This window comes from Vibrio sp. DNB22_10_4 (assembly GCF_052879755.1).
Genome location: NZ_JBNNXW010000002.1, coordinates 114503 through 134914 on the forward strand (window position 1 = coordinate 114503; position 20412 = coordinate 134914).

Annotated in this window: 17 protein-coding genes; 5 read left to right on the forward strand and 12 right to left on the reverse strand. The window is 47.2% G+C overall.

Going from position 1 to position 20412, the window contains the following annotated elements; genetic code table 11:
• Positions 1 to 222: 222 nt before the first annotated feature.
• On the reverse strand, positions 223 to 1518 hold the full coding sequence (locus ACVA6Q_RS08540) for a glycoside hydrolase family 18 protein (protein ID WP_446647254.1): 1296 nt from the start codon (positions 1516 to 1518) through the stop codon (positions 223 to 225).
• A 208-nt stretch (positions 1519 to 1726) separates the two neighbouring features.
• Positions 1727 to 4282, reverse strand: a complete 2556-nt coding sequence (locus tag ACVA6Q_RS08545) for a DUF294 nucleotidyltransferase-like domain-containing protein (RefSeq protein ID WP_446647255.1) — start codon at positions 4280 to 4282, stop codon at positions 1727 to 1729.
• 362 nt (positions 4283 to 4644) lie between these two features.
• Between ACVA6Q_RS08545 and ACVA6Q_RS08550 the strand changes: the two genes are divergently transcribed.
• Positions 4645 to 6105 carry a DUF3360 family protein gene (locus ACVA6Q_RS08550; RefSeq protein ID WP_353496779.1) on the forward strand — a complete coding sequence of 487 codons (1461 nt, stop codon included), beginning with the start codon at positions 4645 to 4647 and terminating at the stop codon, positions 6103 to 6105.
• A gap of 65 nt (positions 6106 to 6170) precedes the next feature.
• Here the strand turns inward: ACVA6Q_RS08550 and rodA are convergent, their stop codons facing one another.
• From rodA to dmeF, 5 genes are all read right to left on the reverse strand, one after another.
• Complete coding sequence (gene rodA, locus ACVA6Q_RS08555) at positions 6171 to 7256, reverse strand: rod shape-determining protein RodA (protein WP_446647256.1); 1086 nt, start codon at positions 7254 to 7256, stop codon at positions 6171 to 6173.
• A 61-nt stretch (positions 7257 to 7317) separates the two neighbouring features.
• On the reverse strand, positions 7318 to 7995 hold the full coding sequence (locus tag ACVA6Q_RS08560; RefSeq protein WP_446647257.1) for a DedA family protein: 678 nt from the start codon (positions 7993 to 7995) through the stop codon (positions 7318 to 7320).
• Between the two features lie 52 nt (positions 7996 to 8047).
• On the reverse strand, positions 8048 to 8422 hold the full coding sequence (locus ACVA6Q_RS08565; RefSeq protein ID WP_353496782.1) for a hypothetical protein: 375 nt from the start codon (positions 8420 to 8422) through the stop codon (positions 8048 to 8050).
• Between the two features lie 84 nt (positions 8423 to 8506).
• Positions 8507 to 8923 carry a MarR family winged helix-turn-helix transcriptional regulator gene (locus ACVA6Q_RS08570; protein ID WP_446647258.1) on the reverse strand — a complete coding sequence of 139 codons (417 nt, stop codon included), beginning with the start codon at positions 8921 to 8923 and terminating at the stop codon, positions 8507 to 8509.
• A complete protein-coding gene (dmeF, locus tag ACVA6Q_RS08575) occupies positions 8923 to 9864 on the reverse strand; it encodes a CDF family Co(II)/Ni(II) efflux transporter DmeF (RefSeq protein ID WP_446647259.1) in 942 nt (313 codons plus the stop codon). Before dmeF ends, ACVA6Q_RS08570 begins: the two co-directional genes overlap by 1 nt.
• A gap of 232 nt (positions 9865 to 10096) precedes the next feature.
• Between dmeF and ACVA6Q_RS08580 the strand changes: the two genes are divergently transcribed.
• Together ACVA6Q_RS08580 and ACVA6Q_RS08585 are read left to right on the forward strand one after the other, a co-directional pair.
• The gene (locus tag ACVA6Q_RS08580; protein ID WP_446647260.1) at positions 10097 to 10498 is read left to right on the forward strand and encodes a DUF2061 domain-containing protein; all 402 of its coding nucleotides are present in this window, start codon (positions 10097 to 10099) and stop codon (positions 10496 to 10498) included.
• 171 nt (positions 10499 to 10669) lie between these two features.
• Entirely contained in the window at positions 10670 to 11509 is an 840-nt protein-coding gene (locus ACVA6Q_RS08585; protein ID WP_446647261.1) for a transposase, read from the forward strand.
• Between the two features lie 81 nt (positions 11510 to 11590).
• On the opposite strand, the gene ACVA6Q_RS08590 is transcribed toward ACVA6Q_RS08585, so the two are convergent.
• On the reverse strand, positions 11591 to 13420 hold the full coding sequence (locus tag ACVA6Q_RS08590) for a hypothetical protein (protein WP_446647262.1): 1830 nt from the start codon (positions 13418 to 13420) through the stop codon (positions 11591 to 11593).
• 321 nt (positions 13421 to 13741) lie between these two features.
• On the opposite strand from ACVA6Q_RS08590, the gene ACVA6Q_RS08595 reads away from it, so the two are divergent.
• Entirely contained in the window at positions 13742 to 15109 is a 1368-nt protein-coding gene (locus tag ACVA6Q_RS08595) for an endonuclease/exonuclease/phosphatase family protein (RefSeq protein WP_446647263.1), read from the forward strand.
• A 76-nt stretch (positions 15110 to 15185) separates the two neighbouring features.
• On the opposite strand, the gene ACVA6Q_RS08600 is transcribed toward ACVA6Q_RS08595, so the two are convergent.
• Complete coding sequence (locus tag ACVA6Q_RS08600; protein WP_353496789.1) at positions 15186 to 15356, reverse strand: hypothetical protein; 171 nt, start codon at positions 15354 to 15356, stop codon at positions 15186 to 15188.
• Between the two features lie 276 nt (positions 15357 to 15632).
• Between ACVA6Q_RS08600 and ACVA6Q_RS08605 the strand changes: the two genes are divergently transcribed.
• Positions 15633 to 15974, forward strand: a complete 342-nt coding sequence (locus ACVA6Q_RS08605) for a hypothetical protein (protein WP_446647264.1) — start codon at positions 15633 to 15635, stop codon at positions 15972 to 15974.
• A gap of 223 nt (positions 15975 to 16197) precedes the next feature.
• Here ACVA6Q_RS08605 and ACVA6Q_RS08610 read toward each other — a convergent pair whose 3' ends face one another.
• The 3 genes from ACVA6Q_RS08610 to ACVA6Q_RS08620 all read right to left on the reverse strand — a co-directional run bounded on the left by ACVA6Q_RS08610 (position 16198) and on the right by ACVA6Q_RS08620 (position 20162).
• A complete protein-coding gene (locus ACVA6Q_RS08610) occupies positions 16198 to 16698 on the reverse strand; it encodes a DUF3332 family protein (RefSeq protein ID WP_112478987.1) in 501 nt (166 codons plus the stop codon).
• Positions 16699 to 17026: 328 nt separating this feature from the next.
• Complete coding sequence (locus ACVA6Q_RS08615) at positions 17027 to 18373, reverse strand: magnesium transporter (RefSeq protein WP_446647265.1); 1347 nt, start codon at positions 18371 to 18373, stop codon at positions 17027 to 17029.
• 121 nt (positions 18374 to 18494) lie between these two features.
• Entirely contained in the window at positions 18495 to 20162 is a 1668-nt protein-coding gene (locus ACVA6Q_RS08620; RefSeq protein WP_446647495.1) for an amidohydrolase, read from the reverse strand.
• Between the last annotated feature and the right edge of the window lie 250 nt (positions 20163 to 20412).

The window sequence follows — 20412 nt, forward strand, 5'->3', positions numbered from 1 at the left end:
TAGGTATTTCAATACAGCTTCCTTATCGTGAACATCCACCTATCATGCGCGAAGTTTATCGATTTAGATTCATCAAGCCAATATAAGCAACCGTGCTTTGTGAACAAATAACACGAAAACCATCGCGATATAAGCAGCTGTGATAACGGAGCATATTGATTTTCAAATTGAGGTTTTAAAAAACCGACCTCTTGGGCCGGTTTAATTTATCATCTATGATGGCTATTTCCTGAGCGCCTCAGACATCGTTTTCGTCAGCTCCCCATTGTTATCCCCCGACAACTCCCATACAAATAAACCTGCATGTTTGTTTTGCTTCACCCAATCGGCTTTGGCTTTAATGGATTGTTCGTTGTCGTAACTAATGAAGACCTGCTTTTCCGCATTCCAAAGGTAGGGAGCATGAGCGTTTTCATCGTAACCTGCCACATATCCTTCTTTACTGGTGTAGTTACGCACTAGATCCCAGAACTGGAATGAGGCTGGCTCGACTGTACCAAATGATGCACCTTTCGCTGAAGTAAACTCAGCCGGTAAGGTTTTGCCATCAAAGTTCTTCGTGCCCTCCCAGCCACGGCCATAGAACGCTGCACCTACGACAATCTTATCTGCAGGCATTCCAAGGTCGAGCATTTGCTTGATGAAAGCGTCTGTGCCCATTCCCCACCAGCCGTTGTCAGTCGCAAACAAGTTGGTAAAGTGTCCTGTTTGTGTGCCCCAGCCGCCCAAATAGTCATACGTCATCGCAAACATAAGGTCGAGGTTTTTGGATACCTCTGGCCAGTCGATGCTAGTGGCTTTAAACCCAACCCCAACCGCAGTGCCAAGTTGGTAGTCTTTACCTGTTTTGCTGCCTAGCACGTCCATATTTTGGCGCAGCTCTTTGACTAGCAGCGTAAACGCTTGTTTTTCTGCGAGCTTGTCTCCATCACTGAGTTTGGTTTCTGGATCCCAAGGCGATGTAGTCAAGCCGCCACCTCCTGGGTATTCCCAGTCTAGGTCAATACCATCAAAAAAGTCATACTTGGCAATAAGCTCAACGGCGGTTTTGGCAAACCATTTTACGTTCTCTGGATCTTTCACCATGGCATGAAACGGTTCAGACATGGTCCATCCCCCAAATGACGGTAGGATTTTCAGTTCTGGGTGACTCTTTTTAAGTTGTGCGAACTGAGCAAAGTGACCTTGATAATTAACATCAACATCCACCTCACCAAAATCCACTTCTAGTGCTGATTTTTGATCGACAATCACTGCGGTAAACGGTTTTTTTCCTTCGCACGCTGTTGCGATTTGCTGCTGCACCGCAGCGGAGGCCGCAGTATGAGGGCCGCACATGCTCAAAAAGGCGTAAATAACATGAGTGAGCTGGTCGGCGGGAATATCTTGAACCTTGTAAGGGTTTCGTTGGTCTTGGTATTGCCAATCAGCAAAGTAGCCAGCGACAACGTTGTCATTGGCGAATGCACTCGGCAATGATAAGCCTAGCGCGGCGGCTAAACATAGGGCTTTGTTCATACTCTTCCTCTCTTCAATTACTGGAACCAGTTGTTTTTACACAACAATTATCGACAGTAATAAGAGGATTCGCCGCGCCGAGATCGCTAAATAAAGCTAAGATTGTCAATAGTTTGGAAAGTTTTCGAGTGAGCTATCAGTAAAGGAAAGAGACAATGAACACCCAGCTATCTTCATGCCAACTCACTCGCAAAATGTCACTGACTTATCATCGCAAAAAGTCGCGCTCTACTTTATCGTGAAATAGGCTTACTCGCTCAAGCACCGATTCTAAATGTTGGCGCTCCAACGTCGACAGCTTGGCCAAATCGATATCATCATTAACCTTGCAAAGATCGGTGTACTCGTCGATTTGGTTCATAAATCGTAGCTGCCATATATGATCAAAGATATACAGCATGTCACGAAGCGTCGGGGCGTCCAACTCCTGCTTTGCCGCCAAAAGTTTAAGACGAGTGACGGTATTACTCTCACGAATATCATGTTTTAACGCGTACAGACGACAGAAGATCTCCATTGGTCTTAAGCATTGCTTGAGGTTCAAGGTTAACTGCCCTTGATGATTCTCCACTTTGATCTGTTTCGTCGCGGTCAGTGGGATCTCATGCTGCAGGCAGTTATGTGCGTACGTTGTAAAAAACGATGGTTGGCGCTTGAGCTGATGTTGAATATTGTCGTGCATCGCATCCACTAGTGCCCCTTCACCATAGGTCGCGCGAATATCGAAAAACACATTCAGCTCCAGTATCGACTCAGCGGTAGCGTCTGCTATCCAGCGTTCAAAGTTGCGATTCCACTCATCAAGGCTCAAACACCACTGGTGATTCGACGCCATAATCAGTCCTTCGCAATAACGATATCCTGCACGATTGAGCATGGAGCAGACATTTTCAGCCAAGCTCAAAAAATAGCGGCGAACTTGCTTTAACTCAGTCGGCTCTAACGTGGCACCATCAAACACAATGGCGTTATCTTGATCGGAAAACAGCGTCATGTCGTGGCGCGCGTTACTACCAAAAGAAATAAAGGTAAACGGTACCGGTGGCTCACCAAGCTCAATCGTCGCCAACTGGATAAATCGGCAGATAGCCGCATCGTAGGCAGTACCTATGGTTCGGCGCAATATTTCAGGACGGCAGCCAGACTCTATCATCTGACGGATAACGACCGTCAATTGATTCAGTGTTTCCACAGCATGGCCTGGCGAATGGCTTTGTTCTATCTTGCTGATGATATCAGCGACCATAGGCTGATAGTCACGCACCTCATCGATAACGCCAAAACTACCGCCATAAATCTTGCGGGTTATCGGCCTAAACGACAGTACGTGCCCCTGTTTTTCAGACAAGAAGATACGCGATGAGCTAACAATGATATCTAGGGTATTGCCGTGTTTAGTGATAAGTTGCGCTTCAAACTCCCCAGGCTCAACTCCACCATCAAACAGTGCCTCAAGGTGCGCCAGCACTTTGGTGTTTTGAGGTGATTGAGTAAATAATCGAGACCAAATATCTTGCTGCTCAAAATCGTGTTCACTATAACCTACCATGCGATGAAGACAGGCATTGGAGTATATGATCTGCCCATCGGTCTCCAAAATGTAGCCTTCATTCGATGATTCGACTAAAGCACGATAGCGATCTTTCGCTTCATGTAGCGCGATTTCGGCGCGCTTTTTCCGATTTTCAATCACTTTGCTTTGCGACATAACAAAGCCGATACACACTACAAGACCGGCAAAAATCGCGGCAAAAATGGCGTAAAGCGTCCCTTCTAGCTTGTCGATACCCTGCTGGACATCGTCCAAATAGACACCTGTACCTATGATCCATTGCCACTCGTCAATGCCTTCCACATAAGTCAGTTTCGGCGTGGTCACATCCGCTTGGTCATTCCACTGCCACAAGTATTCCAAAAAACCATGCTGGTGGTTATCGACTAGCTTAGTGAACTCGACAAACACAGCAACACCGTCGCTATCTCGATAGTCACTGAGGTCTTGTCCTGTTAAGTCAGCGCGATAGGGGTGCATCACCATCGTTGGCTTACTGTCGATAATGAAGAAGTAATCGCGATTGTTAGGCCCATAGCGCATGGTTTCAATTTCATTCTTCGCGCGGATTTGCGCCTCTTGGAGGCTGAGCTCGCCTTTTTGCTCAAGCTCAATGTAGCTATCGACAATACTCACCGCAGAGGAGGTCAGCTGCGCCAACATGTTGCGCTTTTGCTCGACCATCGACTGCTCAACAAAGGGGACAATGGCGAAAATAATCGCAGCAACAAATAACACCAGCGCCAAAATCGAGGGGGCAACAATACGCAAGGTAAAGCGGTTTAACAGTCCGCGATTTTCAGAATGACGTGCATGTAAACCATCAAAGTAATCCATCAATTCATTGGCGCTCAATACAGCACTGAGTTCATCGCCGTCATGGGCATCATGGTATTTGGTTTGAAACGTGCCATTTTCAAAATCAGCACGGGAAGGAATATAGCCGTCGTAATCATCACGAATATGAGTTTCAAACACATTGCGTATCTGCTGGCGCGAATACTGGCCACTGAACTCTTGATACGCCTCGTTCAGCGCTTCTTTACAGTGCCGAAATCGACGGTGATCGTAGGGATCGCGAGTCACTGTCCCTTGCTTTAGAGCATGATCAAATCGATCGTGTTCAAAAAAACCATCAATCCATTTATGAATGTCTTCGGCACGGAGTCCGAATAATTGCTCCGTTCGATTGGCGTGCTCTGATATCTTCATTATCGCTAGGTGTTTGATTTCATAAGTTAATAACAAGAACCTGTGCTCGGCCTCGCAACTACAACAAAAAACTCACTTTACCCCGCGATCATTGGTGACATGCTAATCCAAATCAATAAAAGCCGTTTTCAATTTATTTACCTTTCATTCAATAGTGAAACACGGATCCAGCTGGTACCGATCATGGGTGCTGGCTATCACTAAGGAGAACACAAAGTTATTAAGTCTCCCTTCTGGCATTAAAAGAAGGAGCGCGGTAGCGGCTGGGATGCCGACTCGTATCAATCGAAGGTTGGTATACCGTGCGCAAGTAGCCTTAAGTGCCGACTGGTTGTTCTCCCTCTCACAAGGGAAAGAGACGTATGTCTGGAAGTAGTAAAACCTTTTATAGGGATATGCGCCGTAAAGCGCAAGAGTTTGAAAGCAGGGAAGAATTTCTGAACCATGATCTTAAGATCATGAGCTTCAGACGGTGGGGTATTCACTTACCCTTTCGTGATTACAGTATCGAGATAGAAGACTGGGTACCGGCGATTGCCGCCACCATAGGGAAAGTGGTCATGGTGACAGCCATGGTCGCAGTGTTCGCAGCACAGTTTGGCCTATCACCGGAATTTGTCGCAGAAAACGTCCGATACGAGCTACTCATTGCGGGTGCTCTATTCGTTATCTTGTTTTCTGCGATTCTTAACCCCAATGCGAACCTTGCTGGAACACATGGGCCAATGATACCGCTGATACCCCTTGTGGCTGCCGCAGGTGGACACCCACTCGCCCTAGGTATAATGGTGTGCGCATTCGGGATGATACTCGCGCTCACCAAAGGGGGCTCCAAGTTGATGACCCTCACCGGGGTCGGCGTACGGGGAGGCTTGCTGATTTACTTAGGAGCCGTCGGCCTAATCAGCCAAATCAATAAAACCGAAGCATGGGCAAGCGCTAGCGGCCATGGCTATATCTCGTTTGCGGTGATTGGTGTCACTGTGTTGGTGTACGCCTACCTGGCTAAAGTGAACAAACGCTGGCTAGCTATCCCGCTTTGCTCGGCGATTGCCGGTATTGTCGCGTACGCCATGGGCGCAGAGTTTGCTTTTACTACCGAACCTGGCTTACCACATTTAAGTCCATTCTACTGGTGGGGTGAAGACACAGGTTGGAAGCTGGGCTGGCCGACGCTTGAACACTACATTGCGGTTGTACCGTTTGCACTTTTGGCTGTGGCGATGTGGTCACCTGACTATTTAGGTCACCGTGTATTCCAAGAGCTGAACTATCCAAAAGAAGCCAAAGGCGTACTGATGAACGTTGACGATACCATGATGGTGGCATCGATTCGTCAAGGTGTGGGCTCTTTACTTGGCGGCTCGAATCTCGCCTCTTCTTGGGGTACCTACATGATCCCAGCGGCTATCGCCAAGCGCCCTATTCCTGGTGGCGCGCTGCTTACGGGTATTTTGTGTATATTGGCCTCAGTGCTGGGCTATCCAATGGATTTAGCCATGTGGGAACCGGTGCTGCGCGTTGCGCTGATTGTTGGTGTGTTCCTGCCTCTACTTGAAGCAGGCATGCAGATGATTCACAAACACAAAGACTCACTCAGTGCGGGTATCTGTATTTTCTCGTGCGCATTTGTGAACCCGGTGTTCGGCTGGGCAACGACTATGCTGCTCGATAACATGGGCTTCATTGGCGATAGCGAGCGCGCTAAAACCCTGTCCAAAAAGGACAAGTACCTAATCCCAGGTCTGGCGTTTGTGGTCTGTATTGGCTCACTCGCAGTCGTCGGTCAATTGCCGGGTATCCCTGCTTTGATTGGTAACTAATCCCACGCTTTATTGACTCTCACCCAAGCGCCTTGTTTTAGCAAGGCGCTTTTTCTCATCTCACTTTAATCGTAACGCGATGTCGCTCGGCAGAGAGACATAATGATCCCAAAGCACACACCCTGAGTAATCATTGCGGTGCCGCCATAACTGAAAAACGGCAACGGGCTACCCATGACAGGTAATAGACCACTGACCATACCGGTATTGATAAACGCGTACAAAAAGAAGCTGAGCGCTAGCGCACCGCACACCAAACGGCTATAGGCATGATGACAATGGCAAGCGAGCCACAAGGCTCTCAGCGTAATGAACAGATAGAGCGACAGAAGCAAAACACAGCCAATAAACCCCCACTCTTCTGCGAACGCAGAGAAAATGAAGTCAGTGTGACTTTCTGGAATAAAGCCCAACGAGCTTTGAGTAGCGTTCGTCCAGCCCTTCCCCGTTACCCCACCAGAGCCAATAGCAATATGGGACTGGATAATTTGATACCCCGAACCGAGTGGATCACTTTGCGGATTTAAGAACTGCAAAATGCGTTTCTTTTGATAGGTTTCTATCACAAAGAACCATAACAAAGGGGCAGAGGTTGCCACTAGAGCGACAAAGCCTCCGATGATCTTCCAACTCATGCCAGCGAAATAGAGCACAAACAGCATGTAAATCACGCCAAAGATTGCCCCATCCAAGTCTGGCTGAATAAAGATTAGACCCGCGGGAATGGCCGTCATCAAAATAGCCGCAATCAGCCGTAAGCCACTTGGTCTTGTGCCTTCCCTTTGAATAAACCAAGCCACCATCATTGGAATCGCAAGCTTTACCAACTCTGAAGGCTGAAAGCGAACCCCAGCTATACTTAGCCAGCGCTGAGAGCCATTACTGCTATCTCCTGCCAGCACCACACCGATTAGCAGAATAATGGTGAGTAAGTAAAGATGCGGTGAGAAACGTCGATACTGTTTCGCCGGGATCGAAGACATAATCAACACGCAGGTCAGTGCAATGCCGCAGCGCATCAAATGATTGGTCATCATCGCTTCGCTGTAACCACTGGCACTCCAAATGGTGAGCGAGCCAAGCATCATGATCGAGATAATCGCCAGCAAGATACTAAGGTCGAGCTGCGGAGTCTTAAAATTTTTCAACATGGGATTCTAATCAGAGGCGCTGCAAACGCCTCCTATGTGTGAGCTAGGAAATAGGACGGTATTAAAACTTATTGAGACGACGTTTCTTGTCACCGATAAGCCTACGCAGACGCCAGGTCACAAAGGTGAAGATCGCCGCACAGAGCGTTGCAACAGGTGCTGCCATCAACACCATGGTAGCAAAACGGCTAATAGGCTCAGGCAGGGAAGGTAAGAGAAATCCTACGCCGGCCAGCAGGGCAATCCACAAGCTGGCACTGAACCAAGCAAAGTAGTGGAAACGCTGTACTTCATGCAGTCGAATCCCCATCACCATAGGCACCAGGCAGCGAACACCTGGGGCAAATCGAGCCATAAACAGAGCTATAAGCCCATGGCGACCCAAAAGGTTATCCACCATCTTCATGTTGCTCTCGGGGACTTTGTTTACCCACCCTTGGACGACAGGCAAACGGTTTAACCAGCGCCCTTGTAAATACGCAAGCCAACTGCCCACGGACGCGGCAATGATAAGCAGCGCAAACGCGAGAAATGGGTTAAGAACCCCTACCGCAGACAAGGTACCCACCAGCACCACGACACTATCGCATGGCAAAGGTGCCGCAGGCAGGAAGCTGCTTTCTAGAAAAATAAACAAAGAGACCAAAACATAGATCAGTACCGCACTGCCAGGCGACAGCAGTGCGTCGAAGTCTTGATGCCATATAGCAATCAACACCTCTTGAGTCGCATCAAACATAGACACTCCAAAAGCTTAACGAAATGAGGAAGTTAAATCTTTGAAAGTGTGACTAACGCGAGTGAATGAAACGAAATTGTAGGTTGGACTCTTGCCAGCCACCGAGCCGAGGATTAGCAAAGGCGAGATAGCTGCTTGGGAAGGTGCATCTTAACTGCGAAAGCACAAACCATGAGGTCAGTGAAAACGCGACAATCAACCAAGGCAAGGGATCGCTCGGTCGGAACTGAGCTTTGTGTGATGGTACTCGCCATGTAGAAGGACGTAAAAGTTGATTCTCGTTAGCGAGGTCGGGCGCCCGCTCTGGATTTACGACCGCAGGCTGATAGGAATACCTCGTCTCACTAATAGACTCGGCGACGCTGCTCAAAAGCAACATCGTTAGCAAAGTCAGCAGTAATGGGAAGAAGTTAATCGTTCGCTTCACACAGAAAGCCTAGTAGTGGGATCTGCTTATATGTACTGCTAAGCGCTCAAAAAAGCAATGAGAAATTAACGACTCTTGGTAGCCTTAAAACTCTCGATTCATCTTCGATAAGCACGAGATAAGCAAAGCCTCTTGCCCCTCATCAAAATGGCGGGTGATGTCTTTGACCAAACTCAGGTGCAATTGGTTGTGATGACGGTGAATCGCTTGCCCTCCCTCGGTCAAACCCACCACAATCGCGCGGCGATCATTAGGGTGTGGGAAACGCTCAATCAAGTTTGCAGCAACCAGCTTATCGACCTGTACCGTCAGCGTGCCGGTCGTGATCCCCAACTTGTCAGCAAGCTCCTTCATTCGCATTGCACCATGAACACCCAAAACCTCTATGGTGTGTACTTGCGCCAATGAATACCCCGTTTCTTTAACAACGGACTGCTCCCAAGATGACATCTTGTCGTAAAACTCGGTCAATAGCTGATTTAGCGTTTCTAGATTCTGCATTAAGTCGAACGTACTTCTAGTGTGAGATGGCTAATCTTATCAAACTTACTGAGTTTTTGTTTATACGCCTGCAAAGAAAGCGGGTCTTTAGACACTAAGGTAATGGCCGCAGCATAATGATGACCGCTCACTCTCCACATATGCAAATCAACCACGTCTGCTAAGAGGGCGAGTTCATGACGAATCTCTGTTCGATACGCTTCCTCTACGCTCTCATCGAGCAAAATAGGGCTGGTTTGTTTCAAAAGGTTGAGCGTCCACTTACCAATAACCACAGCACCAACAATGCCCATAAATGCATCTAGCCAATTCCAACCATAGAGCTTACCAAGAATCAAAGCGCCGATAGCTAACAACGAGGTCAATGCATCCGCTAAAACATGCATGTAGGCCGCTCTTAAATTGTGGTCATGGTGATGATGCGAATGTCCGTGCTCATGTGAATGGTCATTGTCATGCGAGTGATGATGAGAATGATCGTGATGATGATCGTGATGATGATCGCCAAGCAAAAACATACTCGCGACATTCACGGCAAGTCCTATAAAAGCCACGACAATTGCCTCATTAAAATGAATCGGCTGTGGATTGAACAATCGATGCACCGATTCGACGACCATCATAAGCGCCACAATACCTAGAGCAATAGCACTGGTATACCCCCCAAGCACGCTGACTTTACCTGTGCCAAAGGAAAACCGCTCGTTGTCCTCATGTTTCTTAGCATAGCGATAGGCAAATAACGTGATACAGAAAGCAGCAGCGTGTGTCCCCATGTGCCACCCATCAGCCAAGAGTGCCATGGAGCCGTAAAAGGTTCCCGCCACTATCTCGACGACCATAGTGGTTACAGTTAGCAGCAGCACATACAGCGTTCGTTTTTCACCTTGGTGATTATGACTAGAGAAATTATGTGAGTGAGGGGCGGATTCAAAAGGCATGAGGCACACTTTGTTTGACAATCAAAATACTTGATCATCAATTTAGTTTGATTATCAAACAAAGTCAAAAGTTTAAACGCCTAGATCCTGATAATCTTTGAAATTCGACTCAATCCAAAGACATTGATAGAAATAAACTATCAACTAAATAGGAGTAATTTACTTCTGTTACTGAGAACTATTATCAATAATGACCTCATCAACACAGATTAACGTTCATGAGGGTAACGTAATGATCAAGACACTTACTTTTGCAGGTATACACTTCTCTATCGCGACTATGGTTGCGTTTTCTCTGACTGGAGACTTCTTGCTTGGTAGTCTGGTCGCTATGGTAGAGCCGACTATCAACACTGGCGCGTTTTATCTTCATGAGAAGCTTTGGCAAAAACTGCCTTACCTAAAACGTCGTGAGTCAAAGACTCAAGTGAAAACAGCAAGCTTTGCTGTCATCCATTTTGGCGTGGCGTTTAGTGTTACTTACCTACTGACTGGCGATGCCTTTATTGGTGGTCTAATGGCAACGATTGAACCCGCTATTAACTCAGTTGCTTATTTCTTCCATGAGCGTGTATGGCAACGCAACAAACACAACGTGGCACCACTTAGCATCACTAAAGCGGTAGCGGCATAACTCGCAAAATCCTCACTATCCAATGTGTTAGCACGCTCCTATCAAAAGTGCTGACATATTGGACAACGCATCACGAGCAAATCCAATAGGGGTCAAGTCTTGCGTTTTGCCTTTCAAGGTTGATCCTTTATAGTAGAACGTTCATACACTTATGAGACGACCCCCACCGTTATGAGCAGACCACTACGAATCGAATACCCAGGCGCCCTCTATTATGTGAACTCGAAAGGCAACGACGGACAGTCTGTTTTTCAAGACCGTGAAGATTTTGAACTGTTCCTTCAAGTGCTCGATCACACCGCAACGCGCTACAACTGGATGGTTCATAGTTACTGCTTGATGAAGAGTCAGTATCACCTGCTGATTGAAACGCCAGATGGCAACTTAAGTATCGCCATGCGCCAGCTTAACGGCGTCTACACACAGCGCTTTAATCAAAAACATGGTCGCAGTGGACACCTATACCAGGGGCGTTTTAAATCCATTCTGGTCGAAAGAGACGCGCACTTTCTCGATGTCGGTCGTGATATTTTGCTCAACCCAGTGAAAGCGAATATGGTCGTGGATCCAGAAAGTTATCCGTGGAGCAGTTGGGGCTACCTCAACGGCAGCAAAACAGCACCAACATGGTTTGTCAGTAAGCCCACTCTCGAATCTTTTGGCACAGATCGCGAGCAAGCATTGAGCCACTACAAACATTTTGTTCTCGAAGGGAAAGAGTGCAATCCATGGCAACATCTAAAACGTCAAATTTTCTTGGGCGATGAGGCCTTTATTCAGCGCCACCTTACGCCACTTGAATCGCTGACCGGGGAGCTTGCTGAGATCCCAAGTGCCCAGCGACGCTCAGCACCTCTTAGCCTGAAAGAATATGAGCAGAAAGCCAATAGCCGAGATGAAGCCATTTGCCTTGCGTTTCGCAGTGGTGGCTACACACAAAAGCAGATCGGTGCCCACTTTGGCCTGCACTACTCACGCATCAGTCGAATCGTGTCTAAAGGGCAAGCCTAGTCACCAGCCCGTTAGTGCTGTACGAACAAAAACCAGCAATGTTCAAGTGACATTGCTGGCTTTTTTACAGGTAGGAGTCAGTTACTGGTTTGTGCCAAGCGGCGTACCATCCGCCGACACATAGTACTGATTGATAATGCGTCCGTATGGGTCAAGAGCGTTATGGAATATACGAACCACATCGTCCTTTTGGCCACCAGAAACTTGGGTCATCCCCTCACCAATGGTGACTCGGCTACCCTCGCCTTCTTGCTGAGGATGATATAGATACAAATCGCCTTCAGTGACAAACGTACTTGGTCTTGACCATTGGTAGACAAACTCATCCTTACGTCCGTTAAGCTGTTTTACTTCAGCCATGTACGGCGTCATTTCCAGCTGTGATGCTGGCGGCTCAGTCAGATAAATCTGTTTGTCCAAAACTTGAGCATCAAAGTGGAATGCCACTGTATATGTTTGGTTACTCGGGATTGCACCAGCTTCACTTATTGGGTACCCAGAAAGCATACCGCTAACAAAGTTGCCACTATCGACGAGATGGCAACTGGTCGAGTTCGGCGTACGGTAGACTTTATCCATCTTAATCACCTGGTCGGACGGCGATGTCACGGTGACAGAATTTAAGCCATCAATTACCGAGCTAAGCGGCGCTAACTCATCGAAAAACTCTGGATTGCCGAACTGCCACTCCCCCACTTCAGGAACCAACTCGCAGTCAGAGGCCGTCAAAAAGCCAGACGTTTCAAACACCCAATCAAACGTATCAAAGTCACCCCAATTATAAGGTTTCGTCGCTTGGTTTAACTTGTATACCGCGTAAAAAGAGGTCGGGTATGGCTTATCGTCACCAAGGAACTTCAACTTGCCTTCATCAAGCTCAAACCAAGCTTGGTCGCGCGCAATGCTGCTAGACGTGCTGGCTTCAAATGCCGTGGTATACCCCACCAAATAACGCTTTTTCTCAGGCTGACTGTCAAGCAGCACTAAATCGCGATAACGCTCTAAAGACGCATCCTCTTCATTCGGCAAAACATTAAAATAGTTTTGATGCAGCTCTGCTCGGTTTGCACCAAACCAATGTGCTTCTGGCGCTAAGAACGCTTCAAACCCGGCCTGATCATCTTTAAGAAGAATCATGGCTTCGAGTATCTGCGAGGCTTGATTAAGCAGCGCCAGTTCTAACTTGAGCGTCTCCATCCCATAGTCCTCAGGCAACAACTGCTCCCCTTGCCAACCTTGCGCATAAGTAAGCGTTAGAGAGTGTTTAGGGTTAGGCCGGTAAGTCACCACAGCGCCATCAGAGTGATACTCTAACGCTAAAGCGGATAAGATAGCATCGAGTTCAGTGTGATCAGCTGGATAATACTCACGAAGCAAGTCGCTATTTAGACCCACTCCCGCTGCTTCAAACAATGGTTTTAGAGTGTACTTCAACTCAACTTGCGCGGCTTCAATCGCTGCCGCAGTGAACTTAGACTGGTGCAGCTCAAAATCTTCAAACACAAGCTCAGCATCAACGCCCGCAACCTTACCAATAAGTAAGCGTGTTAGCGGGTTTAGATTCAAGTGCTGAGACATGTTATCCATCAAAATGGTGTACTCACTGATGGCTTTAACACCAGAGGCTCCATCGATCTTAAGCAGCGTTGGATACACCAATTGCCCAGCATTGGCGATGGTAAAATCACCACCTTTTGGCGCTGTGTACACCATGCTATTGAGAACCGTTGTTCTATTGGGGCTTGCATCGACCTGTGCCAAGGCGATACGCCCTTTGATCCCACCACCAGCCGATGCTAGCCCTTTAATTGTCGAAAAAGAGGGATTGGTTTCGTTGGTATCACTGTCTTGGCTACAGCCACCCAGCATCATCCCCAAACCAACCAAGATAGAAAGCGATTTGATGTTCATTATGTTCCTAAGCCATTACTGCTAAACGGCATTCCGTCTCGCATAAAAAGAATTTGGCGGAGTCTAACTCAACCTTATCCTGTGGCTCCAAACAATAAAATCTATCGTGATCATGATTGCCATTAATCAACGACTAAACTCACCCACACTGCGTCTTTAGCAAAGCTCAAATGTCGTAAATGCGTCCAAAAACATGCGCTGAATATCACAATTAATTGAAATATAATCTTTTTGCACAAACCAAATGCAACACTTATCACACAAACACCTTCACTATGACAGTAGACTCTGGCGCTGAATTTATAAAACTAGAGCCAATTTATGAAGACAATAAAAACAACACTCGCATTACTTGTAGGAGCAGTGGTGCTCTCTGGATGCAATGACTCCGACAAGCAGGCAGTGGCAGAGTCAACTCAAGTGAAAATCGCAACCTACAACCTCTCTTTTGATCGAGCAACCTTTGCCGATTTAGTTGCGGAAATGCAAATAGCTCCAGAGACTCAGCAGCAACTGGTTACCACCTACCTTGATGGCACTATCGACGATGCTGACAAAAGCCAAGCGGAGAAGGTCATTCAAATCCGAAATGTTGCGGCGATTATTCAGAAAAACCGTCCTGACGTGCTCATGATGGCGGAGTACAACAATGACGGTGCTGGTGAAGATAAAGCTGCACTGATCGGCTTTCAAACCAACTACCTATCGGTCGCTCAAAGCCTAAATGGTGCGGGTGGTGATAGTAATTTAGAGCCGATTGAGTACCCTTTTTCGGAGTCTTACGCGACCAATACCGGCCTGCTTTCAAATCTTGACCTTGATAACAATGGCGTTGCTGGCCAGCTACCGGGCGACGCTTGGGGCTTTGGGTTTTATCACGGCCAATACGCGTTTGCACTGATGTCCAAGTATCAAATAGATACGGCCAATACACGCACATTCCAAGAATTCAAATGGAAAGACATGGCAGGCGCTGAGATACCAACCATTACTCTTTGCGATGACGCCAACAACCCAATTCCTGCTGGTATGGCTTGCGGTGACAACTGGTATACCAATGAAGAGTGGCAACAGGTAAGACTGTCTTCCAAAAACCATGTGGATGCACCGATTATCATTCCAACAGCCGATGGTGATGAAGTGGTACACTTGTTGATGTCTCACCCTACACCACCAGTATTCGATACGGGTAAAAACAAAGCGCAAAATGCCGCGGAAGTAACGTTTTGGCATGACTACATTCAAGGTAAAGACTACTTCTACGATGATGAAGGTAGCACAGGTGGACTTGATAGCAGTGCCAAATTTGTGATGATGGGCGACCAAAACCTTGACCCTGTTGCTGGCGATGGTATTAGCGCGGTTATGCAAGCGCTGCACAACGACCCACTCGTCAATCAAGCGGTTTCAAATGGTGAGCTGTACCCAACAAGCTCAGGTGCGGCAGAGCATGCTACTGACAACAGCTCTACACACCCAGCGCCTAATCGCCTCACTTCAACCTTTGGTCTAGCTGTCGACTATGCTCTCCCTTCTCAGACGTTAAACATCGTTGATTCTGGGGTTTACTGGGCAGCAAGTTACGAAGAAGGTCGTTTGCTGTTTAATGATTCACGTATCGGAAAATGGGGTAATGGAAAGGATGTCTCGTCCGATCACCGTATGATTTGGATTAAAGCGGAGTTCTAACTTTTCCTTATTCACATTCGCCTTAGCGGCCAAATCCGACGCTTAAGTCATCGCTAAGGCGAATGGTCACTACTGACTATCTGGCCTCGCCTCCTTTTTGCCTGCAAGCCGTCATTGGCATTCGAGTTGATTTCCCGTCAATGGTGCAGTCCACCAAAAAGCCAATTTTCCCGCCACTTTGACTGGCAAAGCTAGCACTTGAGAGCAAGAGTAGCGCCCCCATACCCGCTGCAATCATCCATTTCATAACGTGTCTCCTTACTTACAAAAGACACCATTAATTATGTATGAGAATGGTCATTTCGCCACGCGTGTCAGCATATGTCACCGGATAAAACTAGGCTCGATCGGAAACGAATTGTGCGATACAGCTCACTTACGACATTTAACTATCTGAATAAATGAACAATTTGTGCATGTTGACGGAAGAGTAAGTTAGAATCGGCAAGCCTAATAACATAGAGTCGGCATTAAGACTGACCCAAAAGGCATATCAGAGTAACAATAGCAGTAAGGTAAATAAATGAATCGAATCGTTCATGTACCCGCGCATTTTTGCGAAGTGGGAAAACATGAAGCTGTCGACTATAGCGATTCTCCCGTGTGGCGAAAAACGGGGTATTCCAAATCGGTAGTGGACAGTGTCCGTCTAGCAGAAGATCTGCAAAAAGCGGTCGCGACACTCAATCATGATGGCTTTGAGGTGGTCTCTATTACCCCAATCACGAGTGGTGACTATGACTATAAAGCAATACTTGAGGCGGGTGGAAGAGGTGAAAATGGTTACGGTGGTTATGGCTATGGTTACGGCTTTAGTTATACGCAAGGACTGATTGTTACCGCCAAACGCATTCAAGGTCTCTAAACCTAATTAGAAGTCTCTAAACACGACCAAATGTTTCTGTAGAGAAGATTGCATACTGAATTTTACATTCTGCCACGCTCTGCTCATCGCGCTTTTTGAGCAACATGGTAAGATCGAGCTATACCAATTCGCTCCTTTTCCGCATCCTATTGATTGGTAAAAAGGCCGACCGGGATCAGCACCCAGTCGGCCTTTTTGTTTGTGCTTTATCAACCAAATAGCATTAAGAAGCGGTCGCGTACTGCTCTAGCTCTTGGTGTGTCGCGGTTGTCACGTATTGACCATCTAGGTAGAAGTCAACGCTGTCTTGGCCGCTTACGCCTACCAACGTGCGTGCTTTGCCCGCATCATCCAAAAATTCCATTTGCATTGTGCTGTCGTCAAGTTTCGATAGTTTCACTGGCGCTGTTGAGAACTTCTTACCTACTTTGTGGTTTACTTTAATGTAAGCCTCAGCCGGTGTGTCAGCGACGGCTTTTTTCTTTGTGATAGGGTTCGTACCCGTCCAGAACTCAATAGAGTTAACAACAAATAGGTCAGCAGCCGCTGTGATCGCGTACACTGGTGACATCAAAGTATACAGACCTGCGCGCGCGTAACGGTTATCGACACCCTTTAGGTTCACTTCGTACATAAGTGCACCTGTTGTCGCCATTTGGCCGATACAGCCTGTTAGCATAGTAGACATTAGCGCCGCAGCAATTGTTGTTTTGATCAGTTTCATCACTTAAACACCTATTGCCTGTCCACGTATTCAAAGACAAGCAAGTTGATTGAAATCATTAGAAAAACACCAGTCAATACCACTGACGTTTTCATTCTCACCACCAATAAATGGCGCGGGATTATAACTCCAATCAAATAGAGTGCTAGGAAGGTAAAACGGGAAAAGTCGACGCGTTAACAAAGGTGATCAAATTCACCAATATTTGTACCAAAACGAGGACAAAACTAACTTTTTATTCAATAAGTTACGTATAGTTCGTTTTTTTGTAGGCCAGCTGATGTGATCACCAGCTGGTTACAAAAAAGCAAACTAGGCCAGCCTTTCCCTACAACAGCACCAAACTTGCCGTGCCTAAGAAAGCGAAAAAACCGACGACATCAGTGACTGTGGTGAGGATAACCGAACCTGCCAGAGCCGGATCAAGGTCGAGTTTATCGAGGATTAATGGAATCAACACCCCAAACAAGGCTGCGGTGATAATATTAACGACGATCGCCAGAGCAATCGTGCCGCCAAGCAGTGGCGATTGAAACCACAGCCCTGCTACAGCGCCAATAATCAACGCCCACAGCAGACCGTTGATCGCACCAATGCCAAGCTCATTTTTTATCAGCGCAAACCGGTTTCCTGCAGTGATCTGATTTAGCGCCATAGAGCGCACCATCAAGGTCAAGGTTTGGCTACCTGCAATGCCGCCCATGGAGGCCACAATAGGCATCAGAACCGCCAGCGCGACCACTTGCGCGATCACATCTTCAAACAGACCAATAGTTACAGAGGCAAGAATAGCAGTGAGGAGGTTAATGCCGAGCCACACACCACGTTTTTGTGAGCTTTTAAGAATCGGCGCAAACAGGTCATCGCCTTCGTCCATACCAGTACCCGCCATAAGGCGCGTTTCGTAAATTTCACGCTGAGTACTTAGTGCGAACTTCCAATCGATCTCGCCTAGCAGTCGCTTACGTTCATCGAGGACGGGAAGTGAGGTAAACGCAGAGCGCTCCATGGCATCGACGGCCTCAGCAAGCTCTAGCGTGGCACTTAACGTGCTCACATGTTCCAACACTAACGACTTAATCCGCGTCGATGCCTCTGCACCGACCAACTCAGCGTATTCGACCATACCGCGAAAGCGGTGCTGCTTATCAATTAGGTAAACATACCCCGATGGCTCATGGGTGTACTTGTCCACCAGCACTTTGGCACGGGCAACGGAGATATTAAATGGCAGTGCCACCACTTTACGTTCAACCCAGCGACCCAGCTCTTCTTCTTGGTATTCATTCGCAAGATCGTAAAGCTCAAGCTCTGCGGGCTCTAGGAGGGAAATGGCCTCTTCAATGATCTCGTCAGGCAGTGAGTCTGCCCATTCAATCAAAGATAAGTTGTCAAGCTTAGCAAGGGTGAGCTTTAACTCGGTCTCTGATAGAGCATCGAGGATCGATACACGCACTTCACCACGAGACTCGGTAAGGACATCAATGTGGCTTTCGAGCGGCAGCTCGCGCCAAAGCCTAACCCTTTGTTCAATGGGAAATGCTTCTAGAATAAGCGCAATCGATGCGGCATCAAGGCCTTGCTCGATATATTGATTGAGGATCTGTGGCTGCTGCGTGTCTTCGGCCTGTGAGATTTGATCGATGTGAATTGAGAGATCTTGAAATTCGCTCACTAAGGGCTCCCTGAAACCATTCGCGTTAATAGAGTACCCTCTATCATAGCGAATAGGTCACAGTGCCACATTCATAATATTGATAAATATGAGCAATTGTTCATCGAACAAACAATTTTGATTACTGTTCTGTCCACTGAAAGACGATTTCGCCTTGAGTCATGGTTAACGTTACTGCGCTTTCGGCGATCGCCTCCGGTGATAGCTGACGAATGTCTTTTTCAACCACCACCAAGTCAGCCGACTTGCCGACTGTAATTGAGCCCGTGAAGCCATCAATCCCCAAACTCTTCGCCGCATTGATGGTGTAGGCGTCAATGGCAGCATCAACCGATGGCAATCCCGTGTCCTGCATCATGATGCTGTTCGCGATACCAACCAAAGGGTTAATGTCGTGAACATTCCAATCACTGCTGAGGGTTAAATTCGCGCCGGTATCAAAAATCGCGCGTAAATTCATGAGCCTGTGAGCACGCACAGCGCCCAAGAAGGCTTTTGCCCATGCATGGTCTTGAAAGGCTACGTAGTCAGAGCCCACTTGAAAGTCTGCTGTCACCGCAAGTTTTGCAAAACGAGGGATATCTTGCTCATTGACCAACTCAACATGGGTCAAGGTGTACGGCTTGTCGCTGCCGGAATGACGAACATGTTCAATGGCATTGAGTGATTCGTGCACTGCTCCATCACCAATGGCATGAATATGAGCACTATAGCCAAGCTTATCGAGAGCACTGAGCCAGGTTTTCATATTCTCAGGAGGAATGTAGTTGAGACCTTTAGGGTGATTGGGCAGATAGGTCTCTCTATAGGGCGCTAACAGCTTGGCTGTGCCATTGATAATGATGCCATCGCTGTACATCTTTACTTGACTGACGATCAGCTTGTCGCTTGGTGATACCTCAGCTGTGTAAATGGACTCGAGGAACTCAAGCTGCTCTTTCATATCCGCATCAGGATAGATCCACGGGCGCAGCAGCACGCGTGACGTCAACGCTTCTTGCTCTCGAGCATGTTGCCATACTTCAAACCAACCTCTTTTCCAGTAGAGCCTGCCATCACCAATGGTGGTAATACCGTGCTCTGCCGCAGCCGCTAAGCCATTGAGTAGCCCTTGATAGCTCTGCTCAAATTGTGCCTTCAAACTGTTCCAAGCGATTTCCATGATCGCATCCCCTGCACTGTCTAGCAGCACGCCATTGAGATTGCCCTCGGCATCACGCAGCAATGCGCCGCCTTGAGGATCAGAAGTACGCTTGGTAATGCCTGCCAGCTTTAACGCTTGTGAGTTCAGCCACATCGAGTGTGAGGTCTGCTCCATTAAAATCACCGGACGGTGAGGGAAAACAGAATCAAGCAGCGTAATTGGAGATAGCTCACTGCTCTCTTCCATTATCATTTCGAGGGAAAAACCATAGCCAAGTAACCATCCGTCAGAACTGGCTTGCTCACGACAGTATTCAAGGTAAGGCCGCAACTCTAAGAGACTTGCAGAGGCACTGAGTTCGCAATTGCCCCCTGCTTCAGAGGCGGCTTCAAAGACGTGATTGTGGTTGTCAATAAATCCTGGAAGCAGAAACTGCTGCTCGAGATCGATAATTTTTGCACGAGAATCGACACTGGATAAAACTTCATCGGCTATGCCTATTTGAGTTATTACCCCGTTTTCAATCACTACGCTATTAGCTTTAGGATGCTGATAGACAACAGCATTAACCAAAACCATATTTTGCGACGCAGTTAACGTCAAAGGATTAAACAATAAAAGCGAGCCCAGCAGCCAAGCTTTCATTCGACTAATTGCAGCTACCCACTGACTTCTAAGCTGTTTGTTTCTTCGCACGATGCATAACCCAGATCAATACCTAAAACCAAGAGATTATCAATAAATATACTTTAAAATTATAAGCTTAATTGAATAACACAACAGAGTTTTCCGCTATTCACTTTTATTTATAGAACTGTAACTATATACACGGCTTATATAAAATCTGAACTAAGATCACACAATAACAACGTTAGGTATATTTTCATGTGCAAGT

What these genes read in the sequence shown, in the direction of transcription:
- ACVA6Q_RS08605 (WP_446647264.1), top strand. Translation starts at nt 15,633, where the DNA reads ATGAATCGAATCGTTCATGTACCCGCGCATTTTTGCGAAGTGGGAAAA.
- ACVA6Q_RS08620 (WP_446647495.1), bottom strand. Translation starts at nt 20,162, where the DNA reads ATGAAAGCTTGGCTGCTGGGCTCGCTTTTATTGTTTAATCCTTTGACG.
- ACVA6Q_RS08600 (WP_353496789.1), bottom strand. Translation starts at nt 15,356, where the DNA reads ATGAAATGGATGATTGCAGCGGGTATGGGGGCGCTACTCTTGCTCTCA.
- ACVA6Q_RS08580 (WP_446647260.1), top strand. Translation starts at nt 10,097, where the DNA reads ATGATCAAGACACTTACTTTTGCAGGTATACACTTCTCTATCGCGACT.
- ACVA6Q_RS08550 (WP_353496779.1), top strand. Translation starts at nt 4,645, where the DNA reads ATGTCTGGAAGTAGTAAAACCTTTTATAGGGATATGCGCCGTAAAGCG.
- ACVA6Q_RS08595 (WP_446647263.1), top strand. Translation starts at nt 13,742, where the DNA reads ATGAAGACAATAAAAACAACACTCGCATTACTTGTAGGAGCAGTGGTG.
- dmeF (WP_446647259.1), bottom strand. Translation starts at nt 9,864, where the DNA reads ATGCCTTTTGAATCCGCCCCTCACTCACATAATTTCTCTAGTCATAAT.
- ACVA6Q_RS08610 (WP_112478987.1), bottom strand. Translation starts at nt 16,698, where the DNA reads ATGAAACTGATCAAAACAACAATTGCTGCGGCGCTAATGTCTACTATG.
- ACVA6Q_RS08585 (WP_446647261.1), top strand. Translation starts at nt 10,670, where the DNA reads ATGAGCAGACCACTACGAATCGAATACCCAGGCGCCCTCTATTATGTG.
- ACVA6Q_RS08560 (WP_446647257.1), bottom strand. Translation starts at nt 7,995, where the DNA reads ATGTTTGATGCGACTCAAGAGGTGTTGATTGCTATATGGCATCAAGAC.
- ACVA6Q_RS08590 (WP_446647262.1), bottom strand. Translation starts at nt 13,420, where the DNA reads ATGAACATCAAATCGCTTTCTATCTTGGTTGGTTTGGGGATGATGCTG.
- ACVA6Q_RS08540 (WP_446647254.1), bottom strand. Translation starts at nt 1,518, where the DNA reads ATGAACAAAGCCCTATGTTTAGCCGCCGCGCTAGGCTTATCATTGCCG.
- rodA (WP_446647256.1), bottom strand. Translation starts at nt 7,256, where the DNA reads ATGTTGAAAAATTTTAAGACTCCGCAGCTCGACCTTAGTATCTTGCTG.
- ACVA6Q_RS08545 (WP_446647255.1), bottom strand. Translation starts at nt 4,282, where the DNA reads ATGAAGATATCAGAGCACGCCAATCGAACGGAGCAATTATTCGGACTC.
- ACVA6Q_RS08570 (WP_446647258.1), bottom strand. Translation starts at nt 8,923, where the DNA reads ATGCAGAATCTAGAAACGCTAAATCAGCTATTGACCGAGTTTTACGAC.